This is a genomic window from Microvirga sp. 17 mud 1-3 (assembly GCF_003151255.1).
Lineage (GTDB): Bacteria > Pseudomonadota > Alphaproteobacteria > Rhizobiales > Beijerinckiaceae > Microvirga.
This window is the reverse complement of the sequence record NZ_CP029481.1, coordinates 1,097,452-1,115,150: the sequence shown is the minus strand read 5'-3', so window position 1 is coordinate 1,115,150 and position 17,699 is coordinate 1,097,452. Positions and strand designations below refer to the sequence as shown.

Below are 17,699 nucleotides of genomic sequence, written 5' to 3'. Positions count from 1 at the left end.
CTTGCGGGCTCAGCCCCCGGTCATGGGCGGAAAGAAGGCGATCTCGCGGGCACCCGCGATGGCCTTCTCGGGCCGTGCATGGACCCGGTCGATCGCGGCGCGGACGATGTCCTCGTTCTCGAAGGCGTATTCGTATTCCTCGCCCCGGGTCCTGAGCCAGCGGACGAGGTCCGCCACCGTCACGACGCCCTCCGGCACCTCCACCTCCTCGTCGGTCCGTCCGATGCGCTCCCGCACCCAGGCGAAATAGACGAGTCGCATGGCCTACCCTTCGTCCATCATGTGGTGGATGCCGGTCTTGAGGTAGTCCCAGCCGGTATAGATCGTGAGAATCGCCGAGACCCACAGGAGGATCGTGCCGATCAGGACCGTGCCGGGCAGGACGGTCTCGCCCGCAGGACCCGCGATGAGGAAGCCGACGGAGACGATCTGCGCCGTCGTCTTCCATTTGGCCACCCGGCTCACCGGGACGCCCACCTTCAGCTCGGCCAGGAACTCCCGCAGGCCCGAGACCAGGATCTCCCGGCACAGGATGACGATGGCGGCCCAGATGGACCAGCTCTGGATCGTCTTGTCGGCCACCAGCATCAGGAGGCAGGCTGCAACAAGCAGCTTGTCGGCGATGGGATCCAGCATCCGGCCGAGGGCGGATTGCTGCGCATAAGTGCGCGCCACATAGCCGTCGAGATAGTCCGTGATGCCTGCCAGGGCGAAGACCGCGAGGGCGATCCAGCGGGACCAGTGATCCTCCGGCCAGAAGAGAAGGGCCACGACCGCGGGGACGGCCACGAGCCGGCCGTAGGTCAGCATGTTGGCCAGATTGAAAGCCTTCGACCGGCGCATGGAGGAGGCGGTGTTCATAAGAAGGCAGGAAGCATGCCGGGAGCGGCCCGTCAACCGGACCGGTTCCCGCAGCGACGGGTCAGGGATCTTACTTTCAGGCGTTTCCAGGACTTCCCTCTCCCCATGTCGAGAGATCGTGAAGGAGCCGATCCTCAGCCCCGGTCATGGAAGAAGTCGTAGACCGCCCGCGCGGTCGCGGCGTTCACGCCCGGCGCCTTCATGAGATCCTCAAGCGCCGCCCGCTGGATCGCCTTGACGGTCCCGAAATGGTGCAGGAGCGCCCGCTTGCGGGTGGGCCCGATGCCGGCGATTTCGTCGAGGGGGTTCTTCACCATTTCGCGCTTGCGCTTCGCCCGGTGGGCCCCGATGGCGAAGCGGTGGGCCTCGTCGCGCAGGCGCTGGACGAAGTAGAGAGCCGGATCCCGCGGCGGCAGCTTGAAGGGCGGCTGCCCGGGCTTGAAGAAGGTTTCCCGCCCGGCATCCCGGTCCCGCCCCTTGGCGATGCCGATCATCGCCACGTCGCCCTCGTCGACACCGATCTCTGCCAAGGCCTGACGCGCCGCCTCGAGCTGCCCCTTGCCGCCGTCGATCAGGATGAGGTCCGGCCAGGACGGGAAGCTGTCGTCGTCGACGGTTTCCACGGGTTCATTGGCGCGGACCCGGCTCGCATTCGCGACAGGCTCTCCTCCCCCCTGTGGGGAGGAGATGGAGGTGGGGGTGTCGGCGCCCCCATCGCCCGATGCTGGCGCCGACACCCCCACCCCGGCCCTCCCCACAAGGGGGAGGGAGTCATCCGGGGCGGATGATTCCCGCGGCTCCTCCTTGACCAGGCGCGCGAAGCGGCGCTGGAGCATCTCGCGCATCATGCCGTAATCGTCGCCGGGCTTGAGGTCCTCCGACTTCATGTTGAAGGTGCGGTAGTGCTGCTTCATGAAGCCGCCCGCCCCCGCCACGACCATAGCGCCGACCGCGTTGGTGCCCATGATGTGGGAGTTGTCGTAGACCTCCACCCGGCGCGGGGCCTTGGACAGCCCGAAGGCCTGACCCAGGGAGACCAGGAGCTTCTGCTGCGAGGCGGTATCGGCCAGGCGACGGCCGAGCGCCTCCTTGGCGTTGCGCTGCACGTAATCGATGAGCTGGCGCCGCTCGCCTCTGCGCGGCGAATGGATTTCCACCCTTACTTCCGCGCGGGTGGAGAGCGCCGCCGCCATGAGCTCGGCGTCCTCGATCTCATGGGAGAGCAGGATGAGCCGCGGCGCCGGCTTGTCGTCGTAGAACTGCGCGACGAAGGAGGAGAGCACCTCCTCCGGGCTCATGGATTTATCGGCCTTCGGAAAATAGGCGCGGTTGCCCCAGTTCTGCCAGTTGCGGAAGAAGAACACCTCCACGCAGAACTGCCCGGCCTGCTCGTCGAGGGCGAAGACGTCCGCCTCCTCGACCGACTGGGTGTTGATGCCCTGTACGCCCTGGATGGCCGAAAGCGCCGCCAGCCGGTCGCGGCAGCGGGCCGCACGCTCGAATTCGAGCGCCTCCGCGGCCTCCTGCATTTCGTCGGTGATGCGGGCCTTCACGGCATTGGACTTGCCCGACAGGAAGGCTCGCGCCTCGTCGGCGAGGCGGGCGTATTCTTCGTGGGAGACCTCTCCCGTGCAGGGGCCCGAGCAGCGCTTGATTTGGAACAGCAGGCAGGGCCGCGTGCGGTTCTCGTAATAGCTGTCGTTGCAGGAGCGCAGGAGGAAGGCGCGCTGGAGCGCGTTGATGGTGCGGTTCACGGCCCAGACGCTGGCGAAGGGGCCGTAATAGTCGCCCTTGCGCTTGCGCGCGCCCCGGTGCTTCACGAGCTGGGGCGCCTCGTGGTCGCCTGTGAGCAGGATATAGGGGAGCGACTTGTCGTCCCGCAGTAGCACGTTGTAGCGGGGCCTGAGCTGCTTGATGAGATTGGCTTCGAGCAGCAGCGCCTCGGTCTCGGTCGCCGTGGTGACGAACTCCATGGAGGCCGTCTCGCCGATCATCCGGGCGATGCGGTTGGAATGGGCCTGCCCGCGCGCATAGGAGCCCACCCGGGCCTTCAGGCTCTTGGCCTTGCCCACATAGAGAACGTCACCCTTGGCATCGAGCATCCGATAGACGCCCGGCGCCTGGGGCAGCGTCGCCCAGAAATGGCGAATGACCTCGGTCCCGCGCTGGACGGAGCCCGGATGCGCCTCCAGGTCGAACTCGACGTCGGACCCGCTTTCGACTGCGACGATGTCCTCGTCCTCGTCGTTGTCCAGAATGTCGGGGGGAACGTCGTTGTTGGGATTGCGACTCATACGGGAGATTTAGGGATTCCCGACCGGTCGGGAAAGCCCTGCTGCCAAGGGCCCCTCCTTGCGTCCGTACAAGATAGAGGTGAGACAAGCGTTCTCGATCGAGGGTCCTCTAGCGGATCTGAGGGGGCCGCTTCAGCAACCCGGAGGGTCACACCGGTGAAAAGCGGGCCTGTTTTCACTCAGGACAATCATCACGCGGCCGTCCAGCCAAGTGTCGTCCACCTCCATCCGTCGTCACCGGCCCTGTGCCGGTGATCCCGACAGAATGGACGCTGCGCTTTTCCAATCGAGATGGCCGGCACAAGGCCGGCCATGACCGAAGAGACCAGGTCTTAGGATAGAAGCATCGGGACGTCAGACGATCGCGAAATCGTGGTAGGTGAGCTTGAGGTTCTTGGCGAGCTTGGCGATCTCGATCGCCGCCTTCGCACCTGAGCCGTCCGCATCATAGGAGAGGATACCGGTCTTCTTGTCGTAGATCACATAGTCGTCCTTGTCCCCGGCCTTGGTGCCGAACTTGAAGAACTTCTTGTTCAATTTCGCCGGCGAGGCTTCCGTGCCCTTCTTGCCGAGCTTGGTGAAGATCTTGTTGTCGAGCCAGATCTTGTCCTCACGCGGCTTGAAGTCGGTGATGGTGTCGAAATTCACCTTACGGTCGGTCTTGGCCGTGCCAAGCTTGGTATTGAACACGAACACGTCCGCGCCGCCCAGGCCGGTGAGCTTGTCGTTGCCGTAGCCGCCATAGAACTTGTCATTGCCCGCGCCGCCGACGAGCACATTCTTGCCCTTGGTGCCGGTCCGCGTGACGCCGGATGGCTCTACTGGATCGACAGATGGGTTACCTGGATCGGCGGATGGAGGCGCTGGATCGGTGTCCGGAGGCGCCACAGAGCCGGTGCTGAAGACTTGGAAGTGAGTCGTGTACTTGCCGCCTACACGACTCAACCAACTTGCCAATAAGCTGCCGTCTTTCAGGACCTCCACACTTAGACCGTACTGCTGGCCCTCTGTGCGCTGATGTGCGAGGATTGGAGCCGTGACGAGAGAGCCTGTCGCCGAATAGGTGCTGATATAGGCATCCGTATTTTCAGGACCTGTGAAAATACCTCCGTCAATATCCTCTGTGGTAAGCAAGAAGCCACCATCAGGCAATGCCTCGATGTTGCCTCTATAGGTAGAACCATCTGGATCCTGAAGGAGGGTCATCTCCCCCCCTATGAGCGCTCCACTCGGGCTGACAAGTTGTCCCTTGGTGGCCTTCGCCCCGCTTGCATATGTCACATCCCATGCAACAACGAGATTGCCGTTCGCGAGACAAACAACCAATGCTCCGGAAGGCACATGACCTACCAGTCCAGGAGCTGGATTGTCTGGCAGTGTCGTAATGAGAGTCTCGGTCACCGTGTCATTGGGCTGGCGCAGATAGGCCTTGATGGCAGACCCTGGTCCGGATGCGGAACCCTCCTCGACCACCGTGACATAGCCTCCGCCCCGCAACCCGGTAAGCCAATTGTCGTTCCAGGCTGAAACGCTAACGATTGGGCCCGGATTACCGTTGTGGTCGAAGGTAACGGTTTTGGTGCCCCCATCTTGATAGCTCACCACATAGCTGCCATCGGCTAGGGTCGCAGCCTCTGGGTAATTTGCATTGGTCGAGCCAACCTGAATGGGAGCTTTGAAAACTGATCCGTCGGCATTGAATATCCCCACTTCCAAGTAGGAAGGGCCGGAGTATCCGTCAGGTTCGTATACCCAACCAACTGCGAAGCGACCATCGGGCAGAGCATCTATCCCACGGGCATTAATATCTCCCACGCCAAAGGACTTGACGAGAAAGCTCTGACCGATTGCCGCACCGGCAGGAGAGTAGATTTGGCCCATATAGTCCTGGGAACCCGACGCGCCGGGCCTGACTTCGAGGACAACGACATTTCCGTTGGAGAGGACTTCAAAGGGGGCAAATCCGGTCGTGTTTATCTGCCATGCGGTCCCAGTAGGGGTCAAAGCCATGTTGTTTAAACTCCTTTTAGATATGTTATTTCCTTATATATCGAATTGATAGAAGTCCACTTATCGCTTCGCTTGGTATCTTTCGCGGATACTTGACATAGACCGCCCCCCGCTACCGGGTTAAATGGCTACGCTCCGAACAGGGGGGGCGTCCCAGATGCGCCTGTCCATTCTGTCCTCCGCCGTGATCGCCGCCCTCGTCGGGTTCGGCAGCACCATCGCGATCATCATCGCGGCCGCCGCCGCGGTCGGGGCCGATGCGGCGCAGACCACCTCGTGGGTCGCGGCCCTGTGCCTCAGCATGGCGGCGACCACCGGATACTTAAGCGTCCGCTACCGGATGCCGATCATCACCGCTTGGTCGACGCCGGGGGCGGCCCTGATCGCGGCCTCGAGCGGGGTCTCGGTTCATGCCGCCGTGGGCGCCTTTCTGATGGCCGGGGCACTCATCGTCCTGGCTGCAGCCTTCCGGCCCTTCGGCCGCCTGATCGAGCGGATCCCGACCGCCATTGCGGCCGCGATGCTGGCGGGCGTGCTGATCCGCTTCGTCATGGCGGTGTTCGAGAGCGCGCAGGGCGCGCCGGGGCTCGTCCTGCCCCTCGTGGCCGTCTTTCTCCTGGTCCGGCTCTTCAACCCCGCCCTGGCAGTCCTCGCGGTGCTGTTCGTCGGTCTCGGCCTCGCCTTCGGAAACGGCTCGGCCCACCTCCCCGCCTCCGGGCTCGACCTGTCCGCCCTGACCTTCATCACTCCGGCCTTCGAGCCCACAATCCTGATCGGCCTCGGTCTGCCGCTCTTCCTCGTGACCATGGCGTCCCAGAACCTGCCCGGCTTCGCGGTCCTGAAGGCCTCCGGCTACGCCGCGCCGCCCTCCCGCCCGATCCTGGCTGTGACGGGGCTCGCGTCCGTGGTCACGGCCCTGTTCGGCGCCCATACGAGCAATCTCGCGGCCATCTCGGCGGCGATCTGCACGGGCCCGGACACCCATCCCGACCCAGACAAGCGCTGGCTCGTGGGCCCCTTCTATGCCCTCTCGTACCTGCTCTTCGCGATCTTCAGCGGGGGCCTCATCGCGCTCATCGCGGCCCTGCCGCCGGAGCTGATCAAGACCGTGGCGGGCCTCGCGCTGATCGGCGCCTTCACGGGCGCCCTGAGCTCGGCCCTCTCGGACGAGTTCAAGCGCTTTCCGGCCGTGCTGACCCTGGCGGTCACCGCCTCGGGCCTGTCCCTCTACGGGATCGGCTCGGCCTTCTGGGGCCTGGCGGCAGGGCTCATTGCGCTTGCGCTCGACGAAACTGCCCTTCGCCTGCGCAAAAGCCGCTGATCTGGACGCGGCGTCCCGTTAAGCTTAAAACTTCGTTACCGAAACGGAGAACGGGAGTGTTCATGCTGGGGATGAAGGGGGCCGGATCCATGGCCGTCCTGGCGATTGCCGTCCTGCTCGGCGCCTGCCAGACCGATTCTTTCTCGAGCGGATCGCCGGAGGGCGTTCCCATCGCGCTCGAGAGCATCGACGGTGCACCGCAGCCGGTCCGCACGGCCCTCATCGACGAGCTGACGAGCGCGGCCGCCGACCGCAAGGTCGAGCTGGTCGGATCCTCGGCCCAGGCGCGCTACCGGGTCCGCGGCTATCTCTCCACCGAGACCGTCAACGGCGAGACCAAGGTCGCTTATGTGTGGGACGTGTTCGATTCGGAGAAGCGGCGCGCCAAGCGTCTGACCGGGACCAGCCCGGCCCGGACCACCGCGTCGATCTCGGCCCTCGACAAGGAAACCCTCGCCAAGCTCGCCAATGCCAGCATGGACGAGATCGCCGGCTTCTTGAGCGCCGCGCGCGATTCCACCCCGATCCGGACCGCCGAGGCGGAGCTCGACGGGGAGGTTGCGGCACAGTGACCGGCCCGGTCCGGGCAGAAAAACGCCGATCGGCGGCTTTGCGTATTGTGACGGTTTCCTATCGCTGCTAAGACCCAAGCGCCTTGCCGCACAAGGGCAACAACGTCACGCGGAAGGCTCCTCGGGTCACACTTAGAGCCAAAGAAGCGTTCATGAAGCTCGTCGCGGGAAATTCCAACCATCCGCTGGCAGAGGCCATCTCCGCCTATCTCAACGTTCCGCTCGCCAAATGCCAGGTGAAGCGTTTCGCCGACATGGAAGTGTTCGTCGAAATCCAGGAAAACGTGCGCGGCGAAGACGTGTTCGTGATCCAGTCGACGTCGTTCCCGGCGAACGACCACCTGATGGAGCTGCTCATCATCATCGATGCCCTGCGCCGCTCCTCGGCGCGCCGCATCACGGCCGTGATCCCCTATTTCGGCTATGCCCGCCAGGACCGGAAGCCCGGTCCGCGCACGCCGATCTCGGCCAAGCTCGTCTCGAACCTCATCACCCATGCGGGCGCCGACCGCGTCCTGACCCTCGACCTCCATGCGGGGCAGATCCAGGGCTTCTTCGACATTCCGACCGATAACCTCTTTGCGGCGCCCATCATGGCGCGCGACATCAAGGAGCGGATGAACGGCGGCGACCGCATGGTGGTCTCGCCGGACGTCGGCGGCGTGGTGCGCGCCCGGGCGCTCGCCAAGCGCATCGACGCCCCCCTCGCCATCGTGGACAAGCGCCGCGAACGGCCGGGCGAGTCGGAGGTCATGAACATCATCGGCGACGTGAGCGGCCGGTCCTGCATCCTGCTCGACGACATCGTCGATTCCGGCGGCACCCTCGTGAATGCGGCCGACGCCCTCCTGGCGAACGGCGCCAAGGACGTCTACGCCTACATCACCCACGGGGTGCTCTCCGGCGGCGCGGTCTCGCGCATCACCAATTCCAAGCTCAAGGAACTGGTCATCACCGACTCGATCATGCCGACCGAGGCCGTGAAGGTGGCGCACAACATCCGCGTCGTGCCGATCGCGCCGCTCATGGGCGAAGCCATCGGCCGCACCGCGACCGAGAGCTCGGTGTCGAGCCTGTTCGACTGATACGAAGAGGCGGTCATGCCCGATGGGTCGTGACCGCTTGCCCCCGACGCGACGCGCGTCAGGTCCTCTTGCGGTTGGCCAGCATGCCGCCGCCGATGATGCAGGCCAGCCCTGCGAAGGACAGGGTCGTCAGCACGTCTCCGAACAGGATGGCGGCGAGCACCACCCCGAAACCCGTTCCCCAATAGCCGATCTGGCTGAACACCACCGGTCCGGCGATCTGCTGGAGCCGGTAGTTCATCACCTGGGACAGGGCGGAGACCGCGCTCAGGACCAGGATCCCCGAAAGAATGCCGGGCTCGGCGAAGTGCCAGTCCGAAGGCGTCTCGAAGACCGGCGCCATCAGCGCCACCATCAGGCCCGAGCTGAGCGACGCACCACACGAGAAGGCAAGCGCCGAAGTCCCCTTCGGCCACCAGGCCGAGCGAATGATGTTGCCGCTCGCCGCGCAGACCGGGATCACCAGGCCGACCGCCACCCAGATGGGTTGATCGATGTCGATCTGCAGGATCTGCTGCTGGATGAGCGCGACCATTCCCAGGAAGCCGAACGTGATCCCGATGAAACGGCGCAGGAACATGCGCTCCATGCCGATGACGGCCGCGAAGGTCATGGTCAGCAGGGGCGACAGGCAATAGACGATCGACGTATAGGCGGGCCCTACCCGCTCGACGACGAAGTATGACAGGGTCGTCGGAACCGCGAAGCTGACGATCCCGAGCACGGCATAAAGAACCAGATGCTCCGGCGCCATCGGGATCCTCTGCCGGGTCGAGGCGAGCACGGGCAGCAGGCACAGACCTGCGCCCCAATTGGCGAAGACGCCGAGCTGGAATGGCTGAAGGCCCGCAGAAAGCGCCGTCTTCGACATCATAATCCGGCTGGCGAAGAGAAATCCGCACAGGCCCAGGAGAAGGATGGGCGAGGCCAGGGCAATGGACGTGCGTGACGTAAGGGTCGAATCCATGTGAGGGCCTCAGGCGAGCAGCTTCTAGCGGAGCCGCAATGCGTTCCAGAAGGGCTGAGAGCCTTGCATCGGCTCCCGCGTCATTTATCTTGAGATCAAGATAATCAGGAGAATTATCTCGATGTCAAGATATCTCGATCCGGACGCAGCGCCGCCTGACGGGGACGGAATCGATGAGCGCCGCGATCAATGGAAGGCGGAATTGCCGGATGTGGATACGCGCGGCATGGCGATCCTGGGCCGGGCACGCCGGATCACGCTGGCGGCCCGGCCGCCCATCGAGGCGATCTTCAAGGCACATGGGCTGGATAGCGGGGAAGCGGATGTTCTCTTCACCCTGCTGCGCTCGGGCCCACCCTATCGGCTGCGCCCCACGGAGCTGTTCCGCTCCCTGATGATCTCGTCCGGCGGCCTGACGGACCGCCTAAACCGTCTTGCGAAGGCCGGCCTGATCCGGCGGCCGGCGGCCGAGGGCGATGGGCGAAGCCTGCCGGTGGAACTGACGGAGGAAGGGATCCGCCGTGCAAAGGCCGCCTTTCAGGAGGATATGGCCATCGAGGCGGCCATGCTCTCTGGCCTCACCGAGGAGGAGCAGAGCGAGCTTGCCCGGCTTCTGCGGAAGCTCGCCCTCACGATGGCAGACACGGCTCCGTCCGATTGAATGCACGGCGAGGCAACCCGCCTCTTTCTTGCATTCGAGGGCGCTATCCCCTATAAGCCGCCTCGCGCCCGCTCGACACCCTTGGAGGCACGGGCGCCGACCTGACGGCCGCCAGAAGGTACACCACCCTTGGCGGCTTTCGGTTTTTAAACCCACTTTTTAAGGACCACGACCATGAGCGATATCAAGCAGATCAAGGCCGTGGCGCGCGACCGGGCCGGCAAGGGGGCCGCCCGGGCCGTTCGTCGCCAAGGCCAGGTACCCGCCGTCATTTACGGATCCGGCCAGTCGGCCGAGGCGATCGCCCTCGACGCCAACCAGACCAAGCAGCTGATCTTCGCCGGCCACTTCCTCACCACGATCTTCGAGATCGACGTGGACGGCAAGAAGACCCGCGCCATTCCGCGCGACTACCAGCTCGACCCGGTCAAGGATTTCCCGCTCCATGTGGACTTCCTGCGCCTTTCGAAGGGCCAGGCCCTCAAGGTCGTGGTTCCGGTCCACGTGGTCGGCCAGGAGAAGTGCCCGGGCGTGAAGCGCGGCGGCACGCTCCAGATCGTCGAGCACTCGGTGGAGCTCCTCGTTCCGTCCGACGCGATCCCGGACTTCATCGAGGCCTCGGTCGCCGATCTGGACATCGGCTCCTCGGTCCACCTGTCGGACATCAAGCTGCCGAACGGCGCCAAGCCGACCGCGACCGAGAACGTCACCCTCGTGACCGTCGTGGCCCCGTCGGGCATGAAGGAAGAGGAAGCGGCTCCTGCGGCCGAGGGCGAGGCTCCCAAGGCCTAATCCTCCTTCGCCGGGCGGCGAACGCCCATCGAACGGCTTCGACGCTCCGACCGCAAGGCCGGGGCGTTTCTTATGAGGGTGTTTTTCAGCGATGCACCTCTTCGTCGGCCTCGGCAATCCCGGATCCCGCTACGCCCGCAACCGCCACAATGTGGGCTTCATGGCCGTGGACGAGATTGCCCGCGCGCATGGGTCAGGCCCCTGGCGCAAGCGGTTCCAGGGCGAGACCGCCGAGGCGGTCATCGGCGGCGAGCGTGTCCTCATCCTCAAGCCGCAGACCTACATGAACGAGTCGGGCCGGGCTGTGGCGGAGGCCCAGCGCTTCTTCAAGATCCCGCTCTCCGACGTCACGGTCTTCTACGACGAACTCGACCTGCCTCCGGCGAAGCTGAGAGTGAAGGTCGGCGGCGGCAATGCCGGGCATAACGGCCTGCGCTCGATCACGGCCCATTGCGGCAACGATTACCGCCGGGTGCGGATCGGCATCGGGCATCCGGGCCACAAGCCGGCGGTGCAGCCGTGGGTGCTCGGGGATTTTTCCAAGGCCGAAGAGTCCTGGGTCGAGGACCTGACCCGGGCGATTGCGGACAATGCGGCGCTCCTCGCCAAGGGCGAGGATGCGAGCTTTCAGAACCGGATCCACCTCGCCATGGAGGCGAAGGGCTGGATCGACGTGAAACGGCCCGGCGAGAAGGCGGGCCAGGACAAGAACAACGCCGGCTGAAGCCGGCCATAGGCAAGGAGTGAGGCCATGGGCTTCAAGATGGGCATCGTCGGCCTGCCGAACGTCGGCAAATCCACCCTATTCAACGCGCTGACCCAGACGGCGGCCGCGCAGGCGGCCAACTACCCGTTCTGTACCATCGAGCCGAACGTGGGCGACGTGGCCGTGCCCGACGACCGCCTCGACAAGCTCGCGGGGATCGCCGGCTCGGCCCAGATCATCCCGACCCGCCTCACCTTCGTGGACATTGCCGGCCTGGTGCGCGGCGCCTCCAAGGGCGAGGGCCTGGGCAACCAGTTCCTGGCCAATATCCGTGAGGTGGACGCCATCGCCCATGTGGTGCGCTGCTTCGAGGATACGGACATCACCCACGTGGAAGGCAAGATCGACCCGATCGCCGATATCGAGACCATCGAGACCGAGCTGATGCTCGCCGACCTCGAGAGCCTCGAGAAGCGCGTCACGGCTCTCGAGAAGAAGGCCAAGGGCAACGACAAGGAGGCCAAGGAGACCCTGGACCTCGTCAACCGTGCCCTCGTCCTGCTGCGGGAAGGCAAGCCTGCCCGCATGGTGGAGCGGAAGGTCGAGGAGGAGCGCCTCTTCGAGATGCTGGGCCTCCTCTCGTCCAAGCCGGTCCTCTACGTCTGCAACGTCGAAGAGGCCTCGGCCGACCAGGGCAATGCCTTCTCGGCCAAGGTCTTCGAGCGTGCGAAGGAGGAAGGCGCCAAGGCGGTCGTCGTCTCGGCCAAGATCGAGAGCGAAATCGCGGTTCTCGCCGCGGACGAGCAAAAGGATTATCTCGACGCCATCGGCCTCGCCGAGCCCGGCCTGAACCGGGTGATCCGCGCAGGCTACGAGCTTCTCGGCCTCATCACCTATTTCACGGTCGGCCCGAAGGAGGCCCGTGCCTGGACAATCACGAAAGGCACCCGCGCCCCGCAGGCCGCCGGCGTCATCCACACGGATTTCGAGAAGGGCTTCATCCGGGCCGAGACCATTGCGTTTCCTGACTACGTGACCCTCAAAGGTGAATCCGGTGCCCGCGATGCCGGCAAGCTGCGCCTGGAAGGCAAGGAATACACGGTCCAGGACGGAGACGTCCTGCACTTCCGGTTCGCAAACTGACGGATTCGTGAACGGCCGCTTCCTCGGCCGTTCAGCCCCGCTCTGCGTTTATCCCTGCGTGGAGGAGTGCCATGCAGGGTTCCCTTGAAGAGATCGCCTATACGCTCGGAGGCGCCGTGGTGTCGCCGGGCCCAGGCTCGGCGGAGCTGATCGTCGCCCTTCTCGTGGCCTTCGGCTTCATCGTCAGCGCCCTGGTATCGCTGGTTCCCGGCCGGCACAGTCAGGATGTCCGCTGGCCCAGACACTGACTCGGCACCACCGGCTGAATGAGCGCCCGAGCGGGACCGTTTCGGGCCTTGACGCGTTGAGCCTCAGATCATCCGATGCTGAGAGCATGCACCTTCGTCACCGCCATCCCTGGAATCTCACCCCCGCACAGGCCGTCGCCCTCCAGAAGGAGCTGAGGACCGAGGTGGTCTCCAACCGCCCGATCCCGCTCGACTCGGTCCGGCTCATCGCCGGGGTCGACGTGAGCGTCAAGAACGAGCAGTCCCAGGCGGCCGTGGTGGTCATGACCTATCCGGGCTTCCTGCCCGTCGAGACCGTTCTGGTCCAGCGCCCGACGCCTTTCCCGTATATCCCAGGCCTCCTGAGTTTCCGGGAGGGGCCTGTGCTCGAAGAGGCTTTCGAGAAGCTGAAGAGCGAGCCGGACGTATTCCTCTTCGACGGCATGGGCATCGCCCATCCCCGCCGCATCGGCATTGCGAGCCATATGGGCCTGTGGCTGGAGCGTCCCACCATCGGCTGCGGCAAGACTCTCCTGTGCGGGCGCTACAAGGACCTGGCCGAGGAAAAGGGCGCGGCTGCGCCGCTCATCGACCGGGGCGAGACCATCGGCGTGGCGCTGCGGACCCGCACGGCCAAGAACCCGATGTTCATCTCGCCCGGCCACCTGGCCGATCTCGAGACCGCCGCGGCCCTCGTCCTTGCCTGCTCGCCAAAATATCGCTTGCCGGAGCCGATCCGCCTGGCGCACAACGCGGCCGGACAATTCAATCCGTGATCACAAGCCGTGGGAAGGGTCCGCCAGGGCCCTCTCCTGCCCCGAAAGCCGATGCCCCGTTACGCCTTCGAAGACTTCACGCCCGGCTCCGTCCGGACCCTGGGCCCCGTCACGATCTCCAAGGACGAGATCGTCGCCTTCGCGCGGGAATACGATCCTCAGCCCTTCCATGTGGACGAGATCGCCGCCCGGGACAGTTTCGTCGGGACCCTCATCGCGTCAGGCTGGCACACCTGCTCGCTCAACATGCGGCTCCTGGCCGACGAGGTGATCCTCGATTCGACCTCCATGGGTTCCCCGGGGATCGAGGAATTGAAATGGGCCAAGCCCGTCCGCCCGGGCGATACCCTGCGCTCCCGCATGACGGTGCTCGAAAGCCGCGCCTCCAAGAGCAGGCCGTCCATCGGGCTCGTGCGCTTCCAGTTCGACGTGCTCAACCAGGCGGACGAGGCCGTGATGGTCCAGAAGAACTGGATCATGTTCGGGCTTCGGGAAACCGGGCTTGCAGTGAACGGCAGCCGCAGCGTTCCGGCAGACAGCACGGCACCCGAACCGGTCGACACGCGGCCGGCGATGTCGGCCAATCCCTATCTCGAAGATCTCGTGGTCGGACAGACGGACGTGCTCGGCGCCTACACGTATACGGCCGACGATATCGTGCGCTTCGCCAAGGCCTACGATCCGCAGCGATTCCACGTGGACCCGGTCGCCGCGAAGGCGAGCCTATTCGGGGACCTGTGCGCCTCCGGCTGGCAGACGGCCGCGATCTGGATGAAGCTGATGGCGGCCCATCGCGATCGCATCCGGACCGACGCCCTCAACCGCGGCGAGCGCCCGGCCCGCCTCGGCCCCTCCCCCGGCTTCAGCGACCTGAAATGGCTCAAGCCGGTCTATGCGGGCGACACGATCACCTACCGCTCGACCCTGACGGGCAAGCGCGTCTCCGCATCGCGCCCCGGCTGGGGCCTCGCATTCCACCGGAATTCGGGCATCAACCAGCACGGCGAGGAGGTGTTCTCCTTCGACGGAGCGGTGTTCTGGGAGCGGCGGCCGGAGCGCTGAATGCCAGCCTAGCTGCAGGATTCAAAAGAATTATGGAGGTCGCGTGATGAACTCACGAATTCCTTCAAAGCAATGCTGAGTTTACGTCGGCTATCCTCGAACCGATCCACCGCATTCTTTCCCTCTCCGGAAGCCGCACTCCTCATTGTAGGTATATGCTCTTCCAAATCATCAATGGCGGGAACCATTGGGCTGATTCCATTGAGCATTTTGGCCGTTGCACTCGCCATAATCTTGCAACTTGCTTTCGATTGAGCTTGAGCGCTCGAGATCAGAGCGCCGAGAATAACTATGGCGAAGACAATTCTCATAAGATCCCCCAACTTTGTTGGCACTGTCTGTGAGTGCTCAATCATTAGGGATGCAATAAAGTTACTTGCAACCTAATAGATGGTCGAACCATCCGGATCGAAGATAGAGAAGCTGGGCTCTTTAGTGTCTTCGGCCATATAAACTGCCTGCTCAATGTCCCTCGAAGCTCACGAGGCTGCGGACCTCGACGTCCAGGGCGCGGAGCTTTTGGGCGCCGCCGAGATCCGGCAGGTCGATCACGAAGCAGGCCGCCACGATGTTGGCACCCATCTGGCGCAGGAGCTGGGTGGCGGCCACCGCCGTGCCGCCGGTGGCGATGAGGTCGTCCACGATGATGACCCGGTCGTTCTGGCCGATGGCGTCCGTGTGGATCTCCATCTCGTCCACGCCGTATTCCAGCGAATAGGCGATGCGCACGGTCTCGTGCGGGAGCTTGCCCTTCTTGCGGATCGGCACGAAGCCCGCCGAGAGCTGGTGAGCGACCGCGCCGCCCAGGATGAAGCCGCGCGCCTCGATTCCCGCCACCTTGTCGACCCGCCCGCCCGCGAACGGGTGGACGAGTTCGTCCACGGCCCGGCGGAAGGCACGCGCGTCGCCGAGCAGGGTCGTGATGTCGCGAAAGACGATTCCCGGCTTCGGATAATCCGGGATCGACCGGATGGCGGCTTTCAGATCCGTCAAAAGGCGCTGGTCCATGAGAGAGCCTGACACATGTGGATGAGGTCGGAATGACAGGAGACCTACCATGCCCGAGCCGTTTCAGCGAACGATCCTGAGCGATATCGACATTCCGTTCGCAAGTCTCGTCCTGTTCTTCGTGAAGGCCGCCTTGGCGGCGATTCCCGCCACCTTCATCGTGGCCTTTATCCTCGCGCTGATCGGCTGGCTGTTCAGGCTCGTCTTCGGGATCGGCATGATGGGGGGAATGATGACCTAGAGCATCGGACGCAAAAGTGGGAACCGGTTTTGCGTGAAAAGATGCTCAAAATGAAAGCTTAGCCTATGACGTGAGTTCGATGTCACGTCCGAGGCTGGAGCCGCCATTCCTACCCCAGCACTCTGCCGGCGACTGCGTCGAGCTTCCTCAGGAGCGCCGGGTCCCGGGCAGACGGCGCCGTCATGATGGCGCCGTCGAGGGCCCGGTCGGAGCGCATGGGGCATGGCTCGTGCTCGGCCGGGAAGTCCCGCGCGATCCGGGCGATCAGCCCGGCGACGGTCGTGGCGTTCTGCCGGGCGACCGCCACGACGGCCGCCACGTCCACATCGTCGTGCTCCGGATGCCAGCAGTCGAAATCCGTCACCATGGCGATCGTCGCATAGGTAATCTCGGCCTCCCGGGCGAGCTTGGCCTCGGGCATGGCGGTCATTCCGATGACGTCGTATCCGAGGCCCTTGTAGGTGAGCGATTCCGCGTAAGTCGAGAATTGCGGCCCCTCGATGCACACATAGGTGCCGCCGAGCCTTGCCAGGATGCCCTCCTGCGCGGCCGCCTCGGCGATCCGGCGCTGGAGCAGCGGTCCGACCGGATGCGCCATCGGTACATGGGCGACGCAGCCGCGCCCGAAGAAAGAGCTTTCGCGCCGGAAGGTCCGGTCCACGAACTGATCGACCAGCACGAAGGAGCCTGGGAAAAGCTCCTCCTTGAACGACCCGCAGGCCGAGACCGAGATGAGGTCGGTGACGCCTGCGCGCTTCAGGGCATCGATATTGGCCCGGTAATTGATGTCCGAGGGCGAGTGGCGGTGGCCGCGCCCGTGGCGGGGCAGGAACACCACGTCGGTCGCGCCGATCCGGCCGCGCCGCAGGACGTCCGAAGGCTCGCCCCAGGGAGACACGACCGCCTCCTCGCGCAGGTCCTCGAGTCCGGGCAGGTCGTAGACCCCCGACCCTCCGATGATGCCGAGCACGGCCTTCACCATGATGTCCGCCTCCTCCGAAGGGTCGGATGGTGGACCGGGCGAGCCGCCGAGGCCATCACCGGCAGGGCGTCATCCAAAAGAAAAAGGCCCCGGAGCGGGGCCTTTTCGGTGTCTTATGCCTGGTTCGTCGTCACATCGCTGTGGCCGACCCGGGCCCAGATCTTCTTCTTGGTGAAGTAGAGCAGGCCGGACAGCACGATGAGGAAGAGGATCGCCTGGAAGCCGATGCGCTTGCGCGCCTCCAGGGTCGGCTCCGCGGTCCACATCAGGAAGGCCGTGATGTCGCGCGAATATTGCTCGACTGTCTCGGGCGCCTGGGGCTGGCCGTTGGCATCCTTCGGGTATTCCACCTGCCCGTCGCTCAGCGGGTTGGGCATGGCGATGACATGGCCCGGGAAATAGTGGTTGTAGTGACCACCTTCCGGCACCTGGAACCCGGCCGGGGGCTCCTCGTAGCCGGTCAGAACCGCATGGACGTAGTCCGGGCCCGTCTCGGCGAACTGGGTGAACATGTCGAAGACGAACCAGGGGAAGCCGCGCTCATAGGTGCGGGCCTTGGCCATCAGGGACAGGTCCGGCGGAGCCTTGCCGCCATTGGCCGACGCGGCGGCGTTCTCGTTCGGGAACGGCGACGGGAAACGGTCGGCCGGGCGGCCGGGACGCTCAAACATGTCGCCGGCCTCGTTCGGGCCGTCCTGGATCTTGTACTCGGCCGCCAGAGCCTTGACCTGGGCTTCCGAGAATTGCGGCCCGCCGGGCTCCGCGAGGTTGCGGAACGCAATGTAGCTGAGGCTGTGGCAGGAGGAGCAGACCTCCCGGTAGACTTTGAAGCCGCGCTGGAGCTGGGCCCGGTCGAAGGTTCCGAACGGACCGCTGAAGCTCCACTTCAGCTGCGGCGGGACCGGGGTCTCGCCCGCAGCGAAAGCGGGTGCCGACAGGCCGAGAAGGGCTGCGGCGATGACAAGAGTACGCTTCATCATAATATTTTCCC

Annotated in this window: 19 protein-coding genes; 11 read left to right on the top strand and 8 right to left on the bottom strand. The window is 64.7% G+C overall.

Annotated elements, in window-relative coordinates; all coding sequences use genetic code 11:
- Positions 1-9 precede the first annotated feature (9 nt).
- The 4 genes from moaD to C4E04_RS21610 form a co-directional block, all read right to left on the bottom strand.
- Positions 10-261: a molybdopterin converting factor subunit 1 gene (gene moaD / locus C4E04_RS05170; protein WP_109595586.1), complete on the bottom strand. Its 252-nt coding sequence runs from the start codon at positions 259-261 to the stop codon at positions 10-12.
- A gap of 3 nt (positions 262-264) precedes the next feature.
- Positions 265-843, bottom strand: coding sequence for a CDP-diacylglycerol--glycerol-3-phosphate 3-phosphatidyltransferase (gene pgsA / locus C4E04_RS05165; RefSeq protein ID WP_245416240.1), 579 nt, complete (start codon positions 841-843; stop codon positions 265-267).
- 152 nt (positions 844-995) lie between these two features.
- On the bottom strand, positions 996-3,155 hold the full coding sequence (gene uvrC, locus C4E04_RS05160; protein WP_109595582.1) for an excinuclease ABC subunit UvrC: 2,160 nt from the start codon (positions 3,153-3,155) through the stop codon (positions 996-998).
- Between the two features lie 354 nt (positions 3,156-3,509).
- On the bottom strand, positions 3,510-5,165 hold the full coding sequence (locus C4E04_RS21610; protein ID WP_305777682.1) for a calcium-binding protein: 1,656 nt from the start codon (positions 5,163-5,165) through the stop codon (positions 3,510-3,512).
- Between the two features lie 157 nt (positions 5,166-5,322).
- Here C4E04_RS21610 and C4E04_RS05150 point away from each other — a divergent pair, with 157 nt between their 5' ends.
- From C4E04_RS05150 to C4E04_RS05140, 3 genes are all read left to right on the top strand, one after another.
- Entirely contained in the window at positions 5,323-6,486 is a 1,164-nt protein-coding gene (locus tag C4E04_RS05150; protein ID WP_109595578.1) for a benzoate/H(+) symporter BenE family transporter, read from the top strand.
- 62 nt (positions 6,487-6,548) lie between these two features.
- On the top strand, positions 6,549-7,058 hold the full coding sequence (locus C4E04_RS05145; RefSeq protein WP_162559288.1) for a hypothetical protein: 510 nt from the start codon (positions 6,549-6,551) through the stop codon (positions 7,056-7,058).
- Positions 7,059-7,210: 152 nt separating this feature from the next.
- Entirely contained in the window at positions 7,211-8,143 is a 933-nt protein-coding gene (locus C4E04_RS05140; RefSeq protein WP_109595574.1) for a ribose-phosphate pyrophosphokinase, read from the top strand.
- A 58-nt stretch (positions 8,144-8,201) separates the two neighbouring features.
- Here C4E04_RS05140 and C4E04_RS05135 read toward each other — a convergent pair whose 3' ends face one another.
- Positions 8,202-9,110, bottom strand: coding sequence for a DMT family transporter (locus C4E04_RS05135; protein ID WP_109595572.1), 909 nt, complete (start codon positions 9,108-9,110; stop codon positions 8,202-8,204).
- A gap of 121 nt (positions 9,111-9,231) precedes the next feature.
- Here C4E04_RS05135 and C4E04_RS05130 point away from each other — a divergent pair, with 121 nt between their 5' ends.
- The 7 genes from C4E04_RS05130 (at position 9,232) to C4E04_RS05105 (ending at position 14,477) form a co-directional block, all read left to right on the top strand.
- Entirely contained in the window at positions 9,232-9,771 is a 540-nt protein-coding gene (locus C4E04_RS05130) for a MarR family winged helix-turn-helix transcriptional regulator (protein WP_109595570.1), read from the top strand.
- A 174-nt stretch (positions 9,772-9,945) separates the two neighbouring features.
- A complete protein-coding gene (locus tag C4E04_RS05125; RefSeq protein WP_109595568.1) occupies positions 9,946-10,563 on the top strand; it encodes a 50S ribosomal protein L25/general stress protein Ctc in 618 nt (205 codons plus the stop codon).
- A 91-nt stretch (positions 10,564-10,654) separates the two neighbouring features.
- Entirely contained in the window at positions 10,655-11,287 is a 633-nt protein-coding gene (gene pth / locus C4E04_RS05120; protein WP_109595565.1) for an aminoacyl-tRNA hydrolase, read from the top strand.
- 27 nt (positions 11,288-11,314) lie between these two features.
- Entirely contained in the window at positions 11,315-12,412 is a 1,098-nt protein-coding gene (gene ychF / locus C4E04_RS05115) for a redox-regulated ATPase YchF (protein WP_109595563.1), read from the top strand.
- Between the two features lie 71 nt (positions 12,413-12,483).
- Positions 12,484-12,660 carry a hypothetical protein gene (locus C4E04_RS20800; RefSeq protein WP_162559287.1) on the top strand — a complete coding sequence of 59 codons (177 nt, stop codon included), beginning with the start codon at positions 12,484-12,486 and terminating at the stop codon, positions 12,658-12,660.
- 86 nt (positions 12,661-12,746) lie between these two features.
- Positions 12,747-13,415 carry a deoxyribonuclease V gene (gene nfi / locus C4E04_RS05110; RefSeq protein WP_109595561.1) on the top strand — a complete coding sequence of 223 codons (669 nt, stop codon included), beginning with the start codon at positions 12,747-12,749 and terminating at the stop codon, positions 13,413-13,415.
- Positions 13,416-13,466: 51 nt separating this feature from the next.
- Positions 13,467-14,477: a MaoC family dehydratase gene (locus C4E04_RS05105; RefSeq protein WP_109595559.1), complete on the top strand. Its 1,011-nt coding sequence runs from the start codon at positions 13,467-13,469 to the stop codon at positions 14,475-14,477.
- Between the two features lie 462 nt (positions 14,478-14,939).
- Here the strand turns inward: C4E04_RS05105 and C4E04_RS05100 are convergent, their stop codons facing one another.
- Positions 14,940-15,485, bottom strand: coding sequence for an adenine phosphoribosyltransferase (locus C4E04_RS05100; protein WP_109595557.1), 546 nt, complete (start codon positions 15,483-15,485; stop codon positions 14,940-14,942).
- A gap of 49 nt (positions 15,486-15,534) precedes the next feature.
- Between C4E04_RS05100 and C4E04_RS05095 the strand changes: the two genes are divergently transcribed.
- Positions 15,535-15,726: a hypothetical protein gene (locus C4E04_RS05095; protein WP_109595555.1), complete on the top strand. Its 192-nt coding sequence runs from the start codon at positions 15,535-15,537 to the stop codon at positions 15,724-15,726.
- A gap of 109 nt (positions 15,727-15,835) precedes the next feature.
- On the opposite strand, the gene C4E04_RS05090 is transcribed toward C4E04_RS05095, so the two are convergent.
- Both C4E04_RS05090 and C4E04_RS05085 read right to left on the bottom strand, forming a co-directional pair.
- A complete protein-coding gene (locus C4E04_RS05090; RefSeq protein WP_109595553.1) occupies positions 15,836-16,708 on the bottom strand; it encodes an S-methyl-5'-thioadenosine phosphorylase in 873 nt (290 codons plus the stop codon).
- A 113-nt stretch (positions 16,709-16,821) separates the two neighbouring features.
- The gene (locus C4E04_RS05085; RefSeq protein ID WP_109595551.1) at positions 16,822-17,688 is read right to left on the bottom strand and encodes a cytochrome c1; all 867 of its coding nucleotides are present in this window, start codon (positions 17,686-17,688) and stop codon (positions 16,822-16,824) included.
- Between the last annotated feature and the right edge of the window lie 11 nt (positions 17,689-17,699).

What these genes read in the sequence shown, in the direction of transcription:
- pgsA (WP_245416240.1), bottom strand. Translation starts at nt 843, where the DNA reads ATGCGCCGGTCGAAGGCTTTCAATCTGGCCAACATGCTGACCTACGGC.
- C4E04_RS05140 (WP_109595574.1), top strand. Translation starts at nt 7,211, where the DNA reads ATGAAGCTCGTCGCGGGAAATTCCAACCATCCGCTGGCAGAGGCCATC.
- pth (WP_109595565.1), top strand. Translation starts at nt 10,655, where the DNA reads ATGCACCTCTTCGTCGGCCTCGGCAATCCCGGATCCCGCTACGCCCGC.
- C4E04_RS05085 (WP_109595551.1), bottom strand. Translation starts at nt 17,688, where the DNA reads ATGATGAAGCGTACTCTTGTCATCGCCGCAGCCCTTCTCGGCCTGTCG.
- uvrC (WP_109595582.1), bottom strand. Translation starts at nt 3,155, where the DNA reads ATGAGTCGCAATCCCAACAACGACGTTCCCCCCGACATTCTGGACAAC.
- nfi (WP_109595561.1), top strand. Translation starts at nt 12,747, where the DNA reads ATGCACCTTCGTCACCGCCATCCCTGGAATCTCACCCCCGCACAGGCC.
- C4E04_RS05105 (WP_109595559.1), top strand. Translation starts at nt 13,467, where the DNA reads ATGCCCCGTTACGCCTTCGAAGACTTCACGCCCGGCTCCGTCCGGACC.
- C4E04_RS05145 (WP_162559288.1), top strand. Translation starts at nt 6,549, where the DNA reads ATGCTGGGGATGAAGGGGGCCGGATCCATGGCCGTCCTGGCGATTGCC.
- C4E04_RS21610 (WP_305777682.1), bottom strand. Translation starts at nt 5,165, where the DNA reads ATGGCTTTGACCCCTACTGGGACCGCATGGCAGATAAACACGACCGGA.
- C4E04_RS05130 (WP_109595570.1), top strand. Translation starts at nt 9,232, where the DNA reads ATGTCAAGATATCTCGATCCGGACGCAGCGCCGCCTGACGGGGACGGA.
- C4E04_RS05135 (WP_109595572.1), bottom strand. Translation starts at nt 9,110, where the DNA reads ATGGATTCGACCCTTACGTCACGCACGTCCATTGCCCTGGCCTCGCCC.
- C4E04_RS05150 (WP_109595578.1), top strand. Translation starts at nt 5,323, where the DNA reads ATGCGCCTGTCCATTCTGTCCTCCGCCGTGATCGCCGCCCTCGTCGGG.
- ychF (WP_109595563.1), top strand. Translation starts at nt 11,315, where the DNA reads ATGGGCTTCAAGATGGGCATCGTCGGCCTGCCGAACGTCGGCAAATCC.
- C4E04_RS05100 (WP_109595557.1), bottom strand. Translation starts at nt 15,485, where the DNA reads ATGGACCAGCGCCTTTTGACGGATCTGAAAGCCGCCATCCGGTCGATC.
- C4E04_RS20800 (WP_162559287.1), top strand. Translation starts at nt 12,484, where the DNA reads ATGCAGGGTTCCCTTGAAGAGATCGCCTATACGCTCGGAGGCGCCGTG.
- moaD (WP_109595586.1), bottom strand. Translation starts at nt 261, where the DNA reads ATGCGACTCGTCTATTTCGCCTGGGTGCGGGAGCGCATCGGACGGACC.
- C4E04_RS05090 (WP_109595553.1), bottom strand. Translation starts at nt 16,708, where the DNA reads ATGGTGAAGGCCGTGCTCGGCATCATCGGAGGGTCGGGGGTCTACGAC.
- C4E04_RS05095 (WP_109595555.1), top strand. Translation starts at nt 15,535, where the DNA reads ATGCCCGAGCCGTTTCAGCGAACGATCCTGAGCGATATCGACATTCCG.
- C4E04_RS05125 (WP_109595568.1), top strand. Translation starts at nt 9,946, where the DNA reads ATGAGCGATATCAAGCAGATCAAGGCCGTGGCGCGCGACCGGGCCGGC.